General features: G+C 61.7%; 4 protein-coding genes and 1 pseudogene. 4 read left to right on the forward strand and 1 reads right to left on the reverse strand.

The features are described 5' to 3' along the window. Positions 1-173: 173 nt before the first annotated feature. The 4 genes and pseudogenes from SOP85_RS30210 to SOP85_RS30225 all read left to right on the forward strand — a co-directional run. Positions 174-509 (forward strand): annotated as a pseudogene (locus tag SOP85_RS30210) (AraC family transcriptional regulator); the annotation flags it as partial. 131 nt (positions 510-640) lie between these two features. Then, entirely contained in the window at positions 641-3,451 is a 2,811-nt protein-coding gene (locus SOP85_RS30215; protein WP_323629306.1) for an amino acid adenylation domain-containing protein, read from the forward strand. Positions 3,452-3,548: 97 nt separating this feature from the next. After that, a complete protein-coding gene (locus SOP85_RS30220; RefSeq protein ID WP_323629307.1) occupies positions 3,549-3,929 on the forward strand; it encodes a RidA family protein in 381 nt (126 codons plus the stop codon). A 234-nt stretch (positions 3,930-4,163) separates the two neighbouring features. Next, on the forward strand, positions 4,164-6,161 hold the full coding sequence (locus SOP85_RS30225) for a peptidase U32 family protein (protein WP_323629309.1): 1,998 nt from the start codon (positions 4,164-4,166) through the stop codon (positions 6,159-6,161). Positions 6,162-6,222: 61 nt separating this feature from the next. On the opposite strand, the gene katG is transcribed toward SOP85_RS30225, so the two are convergent. After that, positions 6,223-8,475, reverse strand: a complete 2,253-nt coding sequence (gene katG / locus SOP85_RS30230) for a catalase/peroxidase HPI (protein WP_323629310.1) — start codon at positions 8,473-8,475, stop codon at positions 6,223-6,225. Positions 8,476-9,019: the final 544 nt, after the last annotated feature.

The raw sequence follows: 9,019 nt of genomic DNA on the forward strand, positions 1-9,019 counted from the left end.
CTGGCAAGCCAGCTTCTACAGGATTTGTGGATGCTGTTGGATCTGGGGCATTACGCGCATCTGTAGGAGCCGGCTTGCTGGCGATGCGATGGTGGCCGTTACACCGCTATCGCTGGCAAGCCAGCAGCAGGGTGGTTCAGCCGTCGATAGCCGGAAAATCGATATCGGTCAGGGCGACGTTGTTCAGGTCGTGGGTCAGCGTTTTGATCCTGTTGATGCGCCACATCCTGAGCACTCGCGATCTGCAGCGGGCATGATGGCCGGCCTGGCCGATCTGCGCCTGGCGCGCCCCTTGAACCAAATGCACGAGATGCCCGGCAAGGCCTGGAGCGTGGCCGAACTGGCGGTGGCGGCCAACATGTCCAGGGCCAGTTTCGCCGAACACTTCAAACGGGTGGTCGGGCAAGCCCCGATGGATCGCCGAAGAGGTCGGTTATGAAAGCTCTTCGGCACTGGCCCGGGCGTTTCGCCGCAAGACCGGGGTCAGTCCCCGGCAGTGGAGAGGATAACGCGGCCAGCGTATGTTGGCCGGCGCACTGGCGGGCCACGGCAGCTGTGCTAGCTTCTTGGGGGGAGTCTCTGGTTTGCCAGCGTCCCGTCGTGTCTACCTCGTACAGGCCCTGGGGAGTCGATCAATAATATGCAGGATGCGCGCCCAAACCCGACGCTGGACCTGGAGTATTGTGTCGAACGTCCGATTTTCATGGACTTCCTGCAGCACGCCGGACGCACGCCCGATGCCGTGGCGGTGGTTTCCCAACACGCCACGTGCAGCTACGGCGAACTGGAAGCGATCAGCCAGCGCCTGGCGGGCTTTCTGCTTGAACAGGGCGCGAGGCCATCCGACCGGGTGGTGATCGTCTCCGGGCGCTGTGCGGGGCTGGTGTACGCCATGCTCGGTGCCTCGCGCGCCGGCTTGACCTTCACCGTTGCCGACATGGCCTATCCCCGTGCGCGCATCGAGCAGATCATCCAGGTGCTCGAGCCGAGTTTTGTCCTCGTTTGCGGCGAGGCCGCGTTCGAGCTCGATCCCCGGCGATCGTCCGCGATACGCGTGGTCAATATCCCTGAAATGCCCGGCGACGTGCTGAAGGCCTTCGCCGTCGAGCCAAGGGGCTTGCCAGAGGTCAATCCTGGAGACCCGGCCTATATCACCTTCACCTCGGGCAGTACCGGCGAGCCGAAGGGGATTGTCACCCATCACTCGCCCCTGGTGCATTTCATCGAATGGCATAGCCAGCGTCATTCGTTGACCAGGGACAGTTGCTTTTCCCTGCTGTCAGGGCTGGGTCACGACCCGGTCTACAGGGACGTGTTCACGCCGCTGTCCATTGGCGCAAAGGTCGTGATCCCGGCCCAGTCGACCGTTATCGATCCAGCCGCATTGGCCAAATGGATACACCAGCACGGGATCTCCGTCATTCACCTCACGCCGCCCTTGGGCAAACTCATTGAAACCGGGGCGAAGATCAGTGGCTTGCAGTTCGATGACCTGCGCTACCTGTTCTGGGGCGGGGATGCCTTGAGCAACACCCTGTACCAGCAAATCTGCGCCATCGCCCCCAACGCCATCAGCGTCAACTTCTACGGCACGACCGAAACGCCCCAGGCGATGGCTTACCATCAGATCGATCCTGCGCTCGACAATTCAAGGATCCCGCTGGGCAAAGGTATCGAAGGCGCGCAACTGTTGCTGGTCAATGAGGCCGATCGGCTGGTCGGCGAAGGCGAAGTCGGGGAGATCCTGATACGCTGCCCGTATCTGTCCCTGGGTTACTACGGTGATGCAGCGCTGACCAAGGAAAAGTTCGTGGTCAACCCCTTTACCCGGGCCGAGGGTGACATCTGCTATCGAACCGGCGACCTGGGCACTTATCTGGCCGATGGCAGTGTCATGTTCCGGGGGCGCGGCGACAGCCAGGTGAAGATTCGCGGCCATCGCATCGAGCTCGCTGAAATCGAAGGTGCGATCTCCAGGCATCCGCGGATCAAACAGTGCGTGGTGCTGGCCGACAACGACCGTTCGAACGTGAAGCTGGTGGCCTGCTGCGTTGCAGCCAAGCCGGTTGCAGCGGTTGAACTGCGTGAGCAGGTGGGGCAGGCGCTGCCCGACTACATGGTGCCGGCGTTGTTCGTGTTCGTGGAGTCCATTCCACTGACGCCCAACGGCAAGATTGACAAGCGGGCATTGCAGGCGCTGGTCGATAGCCAGGCGGCCCCCGTCAATGCCAGCCAGGACCTGTCGCCGCTGGCGCTCAAGTTGTCCCAGGCATGGGCGGAAATTCTTGAAGTGCCGCGCATCGATCCGCAGTTGACGTTCGTTGAGTTGGGCGGGGATTCACTCTCGTTTGTGCAGGCTTCCATGGTGCTGGAAGAGCTGATCGGCCATCTGCCCGATCAATGGGAAATGATCCCGGTCGTTGAATTGTGTGAACTGGCCAGCGACACCAAGGCCTCGCGGTTTTCGATCCGGGCCATGGAAGTGCCGGTGTTTTTACGCGTGGTGTCCATCGTGTTGATTGTGATGGGGCATTTCAATGTGTATTCACCGTGGCCGGTGTTCGGCGAAACCATGGCCCTGTTCCTGATTTCCGGGGTCAGCCTGGCCAGGTTTCAGTTCAAGGCCATCAATGAGTACGGGAGCGTGCGCACGCTGGTGAAGTCCGTTGCCAGTATCGCGGTGCCAACGATCCTGTACACGGTGTTGGTGCAACTGCTGTTCGACAAAGTGCATTGGCAATCACTGTTGCTGATTTCCAATTGGTTTACAGCGGATAGCGTCGGTGTCTTCACCTATTGGTACATAGAACTGCTGGTGCAGATGCTGGTGATCATCGGGTTCGCGCTGTCGTTCGAGCGCGTGAGAAACATCATCAGTGCAGACCCGTTTCGTTGTTTTGTCATCGCGTCATGCGTGTTGGCGGTGGCTGACGTGCTGATCAGTCTCTATGTGTTCGATGCGAGCGCGCTGTTCAATCGGGTGCCACAGCATTACCTGGCGATCATGGTGCTCGGCATGGCCATTCACAGTGCCAGTACGACCACCCAGAAGTGGATCGTCAGTGCCGTTGCCGTCCTGGTGGTGGGTTGGCAGGACATGGTGGCCATGTTGGGGTATGGACCGTTCGCCGGCGAGATCTGGAGCCATTTCGATATTGCCCTGCCTGCCGCGCTCCTGGTGATCTGGGTCCGGTCCATTCCCGTACCCGGTCTGATGGCGCGGGGCATGGCGTTGATTGCCTCCTCGACCCTGTATATCTACTTGACGCACTTCCAGTTCCTGTCGGTGGCCCGGCGCCTCGGCGATTATCCGCTGCTCGCGGTGGTGCTCGCCGTCGTCGGTGGCGTGGCGGTGGCGTATGTCTGGAACAAGGTGGTGCGCTGGGTGATGATGCGCGGCAATGGCGACGGCAAGAAGCGTGGTGCGGATAAAATCGAGCGGGTGGCGTGACGGTTCCGTAAACTGGCGGCGCAACAGGCGTTGCGCCGTGCATGCCGCTGCTGACATGCGCGCGCCGCCGACTTACCACCTCAAGCAAGAGACCCCCATGGCAAACCAAGACCTGACCTTCGTTCCCGATCCCAATGCGGACTCCATTTCCTCAGACGTCGCCGGTTTCGCCGGCATGCTGGTCTCCACCCAGATTCCGACCCGTGCCGATGGCAGCCTTGAACTGGGCGATATCACCCTGCAAAGCGAGTGCACTCTGCAAGCGCTGAAAGTGGCGCTGGAGCGCGCCGGCAGTTCCATGGACCGGGTGCTGCACCTGACCATCTACCTCACCGACATGGCCGACCGCGCCGCGTTCAACGAGGTCTACAAGCGCTTCTTCGCCAAACCGTGGCCGGTGCGCGCTGCGGTGGGCGTGGCGTCGTTGGCGGTCGAAGGGATGCGGGTGGAAGTCACCGCAATGGCTGCCAAAGCCTGATCGTAATCCCACACGCGAAACTGTAGGAGCTGGCTTGCTAGCGAAGAGGCCAGAAAGAGCAACGCAATACTCAAGGCCGCCTTCGCTGGCAAGCCAGCTCCTACAAGGGGTTTGTGGTACGCGCAGATGCATCTGGGTATCCGGAAGCCGCCACCTGGCAGTACACGGGTGCCCCTCAGGCATTTCACCGCTACAATGCGCGCCTCGACCGTGACAGCCTGACTAAAAAATATTATGTCCCTGCCCAAACATCACCTGGAATTGCTCAGCCCCGCCCGTGACGTGGCGATCGCCCGCGAGGCCATCCTGCATGGCGCTGATGCCGTCTACCTCGGCGGCCCGAGCTTCGGCGCCCGGCATAACGCCTGCAACGAGGTGAACGATATCGCCGCCCTGGTGGAGTTCGCCCATCGCTACCACGCCCGGGTATTCACCACCATCAACACCATCCTGCACGACAACGAGCTGGAGCCGGCCCGCAAGCTGATCCACGAACTGTACGATGCCGGTGTCGACGCGCTGATCGTCCAGGACCTGGGCGTGATGGAACTGGACATCCCGCCGATCGAGCTGCATGCCAGCACCCAGACCGACATCCGCACCCTGGAGCGGGCGAAGTTCCTCGACCAGGCCGGTTTCTCGCAACTGGTACTGGCCCGCGAGCTGAACCTGCAGGAAATTAGCGCCATCGCCGACGAAACCGACGCGGCGATCGAGTTCTTCATCCACGGTGCGCTGTGCGTGGCGTTCTCCGGCCAGTGCAACATTTCCCACGCCCACACCGGCCGCAGTGCCAACCGCGGCGACTGCTCCCAGGCCTGCCGCCTGCCGTATACCCTCAAGGACGAGAAGGGCGGGGTGATCGCCTACGAGAAGCACCTGCTGTCGATGAAGGACAACAACCAGAGCGCCAACATCCGCGCCCTGGTGGAAGCTGGCGTGCGCTCGTTCAAGATCGAAGGGCGCTACAAGGACATGGGCTACGTGAAGAACATCACCGCCTATTACCGCCAGCGCCTGGACGCTGTGCTCGAAGACCGCCCGGACCTGGCCCGCGCGTCCAGCGGCCGCACCGCGCATTTCTTCCTGCCTGATCCGGACAAGACCTTCCACCGTGGCAGCACCGACTACTTCGTCAGCGAGCGCAAGATCGACATCGGCGCCTTCGACTCGCCGACCTTCACCGGCCTGCCGGTGGGCGTGGTGGAAAAAGTCGGCAAGCGCGATCTGCTGGTGGTCACCCACGAGCCGCTGTCCAACGGTGACGGCCTCAACGTCCTGGTCAAGCGTGAAGTGGTGGGCTGGCGGACCAACATCGCCGAGCCAAAAGGTGAATTCGAAGAAGACGGCGAGAAACGCTATCGCTACCGCGTCGAGCCGAACGAGATGCCCAAGGGCTTGCACCAGTTGCGCCCGAATCACCCGTTGAGCCGCAACCTGGATCACAACTGGGCCCAGGCGCTGCAAAAGACCTCCGCCGAGCGCCGGATCGGTCTTTCCTGGGTGGCACACCTGCGTGAAGAGCGCCTGGAACTGATTGCCACCAGCGAAGAGGGCATCAGCGCCAGTGTGGCCCTGGATGGTCCGTTCGGCGTGGCCAACAAGCCGGAGCAGGCCCTGGAGCAGCTGCACGATCTGCTCGGCCAACTGGGCACCACCGAGTACCACGCCACCAACATCAAGCTGGACGCGCCGCAGGCGTTTTTCATTCCCAACTCGCAGCTCAAGGCCTTGCGCCGCGAAGTGATCGAAGCACTCACCGTGGCGCGCATCGCGGCCCATCCACGGGGTGGCCGTAAAGCCGAGACCACACCGCCACCGGTGTACCCGGAATCGCACCTGTCGTTCCTGGCCAACGTCTACAACCAGAAGGCCCGCGACTTCTATCACCGTCACGGGGTCAAGCTGATCGATGCGGCCTACGAGGCCCATGAAGAGACGGGCGAAGTACCGGTGATGATCACCAAGCACTGCCTGCGGTTCTCCTTCAACCTGTGCCCCAAGCAGGCCAAGGGCGTGACGGGCGTGCGCACCAAGGTCGCGCCGATGCAGTTGATCCACGGCGACGAAGTGCTCACGTTGAAATTCGACTGCAAGCCTTGCGAAATGCACGTGATCGGCAAGATGAAGGGGCACATCCTCGATCTGCCGCAACCGGGCAGCGTGCAACAGGTCGTCGGGCACATCAGCCCCGAAGACCTGCTCAAGACCATCCACCGCGCGCCCCACTGAGTGATCGGCGAGCGCGCAGTCAAAGGCTGCGCGCTCGCCAACTCACCCCTCGCAGTTCAGCTCACTTCAGGTCGAAGCGGTCAAGGTTCATCACCTTGGTCCAGGCCGCCACGAAGTCCTTGATGAACTTCTCCTCGCCATTACTGGCATAGAACTCCGACAGCGCGCGCAATTGCGAGTTGGAGCCGAAGACCAGGTCGACTCGGGTGCCCGTCCACTTTTTCTGGCCGGTCTTGCGATCGCTCGCTTCAAACTCTTCCTGGGCGTCCGACACCGGTTTCCACTCCACGCCCATGTCCAGCAGGTTGGTGAAGAAGTCGGTGGTCAGTGCCTCGGGCCGCGTGGTGAAGACGCCGTGGGAGGTGTTTCCGGCGTTGGTCTTGAGCACGCGCAGACCGCCGATCAGCACGGTCATTTCCGGCGCGGTCAGGGTCAGCAACTGCGCCTTGTCGATCAACAGCGACTCCGCCGATACGCTGTACCTGCCCTTGAGGTAATTGCGGAAGCCATCGGCGATCGGTTCGAGAAAACCGAACGACTCGACATCGGTCTGTTCCTGGGAAGCGTCCATGCGCCCGGGCGTGAACGGCACCGTGATCGTGTGCCCGGCATTTTTCGCGGCTTGTTCAACACCTGCACAGCCGCCGAGGACGATCAGGTCGGCGAGGGAGATTTTCTTGCCACCGGCGTTGAACTCCTGCTGGATACCCTCGAGTTTCGCCAGCACGTTCCCCAGTTGGTCGGGCTGGTTGGCCTGCCAGAACTTCTGTGGGGCCAGGCGCAAACGCCCGCCGTTGGCACCGCCGCGTTTGTCCGAACCGCGGAAGGTGGACGCCGCCGCCCACGCCGTCGAGACCAGTTGCGAGACCGACAGGCCCGAGGCCAGCAGCTTGCTTTTCAGGGCCGCGACGTCACTGTCGTCGACCAGTGGATGATCGACGGCAGGAATCGGGTCTTGCCACAGCAGTTCTTCATTAGGCATTTCCGGGCCGAGGTAGCGTGAGAGCGGGCCCATGTCGCGGTGGATCAGCTTGTACCAGGCACGGGCGAAGGCGTCGGCCAGTTGATCGGGGTTCTCCAGGAAACGCCGGGAAATCGGCTCGTAGATCGGGTCGAAGCGCAGCGCCAGGTCGGTGGTCAGCATGGTTGGATTACGGCGTTTTGACGGGTCGTGCGCGTCGGGGATGATCCCGGCACCGGCACCGTTTTTCGGCGTCCATTGGTGGGCGCCCGCGGGGCTCTTGGTCAGTTCCCATTCGAAGCCGAACACGTTTTCGAGAAAGTTGTTGCTCCACTGGGTCGGCGTGGTGGTCCAGGTCACTTCCAGGCCGCTGGTGATAGTGTCCGGGCCTTTGCCGCTGCCGAATTTGTTCCTCCAGCCCAGACCCTGTTCTTCCAGGCCAGCCGCTTCGGGCTCGGGACCCACGTTGTCGGCGGGGCCGGCGCCATGGGTCTTGCCGAACGCGTGACCGCCGGCGATCAGCGCCACGGTTTCCTCATCGTTCATGGCCATGCGGCCGAAGGTTTCACGGATGTCCTTGCCGGCGGCCACCGGGTCCGGGTTGCCTTCCGGGCCTTCCGGGTTCACATAGATCAGGCCCATTTGCACGGCCGCCAAAGGGTTTTCCAGATTGCGGCCTTGATCGGTGCGGCTCTCCTCGTTTTTCCCAGGTTCCGCAACGAGCGGGCCTTCTCCGGGTTCCTGCACGGGTTTTTGCGCCTTGTCGTAGCGCACGTCACCGCCCAGCCATTTGTTTTCCGAGCCCCAGTAGACATCCTCGTCCGGTTCCCAGACGTCAGGCCGGCCGCCGGAAAAACCGAAGGTCTTGAAGCCCATGGATTCCAGCGCGACGTTACCGGTCAGGACGATCAGGTCGGCCCAGGAAATCTTGTCGCCATACTTTTGCTTGATCGGCCACAGCAGGCGGCGGGCCTTGTCCAGGCTGACGTTGTCCGGCCAACTGTTGAGCGGTGCAAAACGCTGCTGGCCGGAGCCGGCGCCGCCGCGGCCATCGCCGGTACGGTAGGTGCCGGCGGAGTGCCAGGCCATGCGCACGAACAGCGGGCCGTAGTGACCGAAATCCGCCGGCCACCAGTCTTGCGAGTCGGTCATCAGGGCAGCGAGGTCACGCTTGAGCGCGGCAAAATCCAGGGACTTGAATGCCTCGGCATACTTGAAGCCCTCGTCCGTGGGGGTGGATAGGGACGAGTGCTGGTGCAGGATCTTCAGATTAAGCTGGTTCGGCCACCAATCGCGGTTCGTGGTGCCACCACCAGCGGCGTGATTGAACGGGCATTTCGTTTCAGTTCCCATCTGTGAGCTACCTTTGGTCGTGTTCATTCAGCCATCGTCCCGGTTGAGGTCCGATAGCGGTGAGTGAAATCAATGACTCAGGCTGTTGGCCCAGCAAGTCGATCAACTGATCATCGTGGCCAAACGGGCATCGCGGCACTGGCAAGCGAGTAACCAACGCGATGACCCAGGTATGCCTAGTCGGTTTCTGACTCCTGCTTTATCTTCTTATCAGGTCTGGGCCGGCCAGACCGCACCGGCGCTAGTTAAGGCTAGACCGCCCTTGGGCAGACGGCTAATAGCTGGAGTATTTGTAGTCGATAGGTGGAATCTTTCAAGGCGCCTGAAAATTACGCCTCGAAATGTTTCCTATGAAAGCGTCAGTGGCGTATCGCCAGCGAAGAGGCCCGAAAGACCAGCGCAATACTCAAGGCCGCCTTCGCCGGCAAGCCGGGCTCCTACAATGTTGTGTGTTAGACATGAATCCGTGGTTTTCCACGGACCTGTAGGAGCTGGCTTGCCAGCGAAGAGGCCCGAAAGACCAGCGCAATACCCAAGACCGCCT

This window comes from Pseudomonas sp. YuFO20, assembly GCF_035064975.1.
Taxonomy (GTDB): domain Bacteria; phylum Pseudomonadota; class Gammaproteobacteria; order Pseudomonadales; family Pseudomonadaceae; genus Aquipseudomonas; species Aquipseudomonas putida_AE.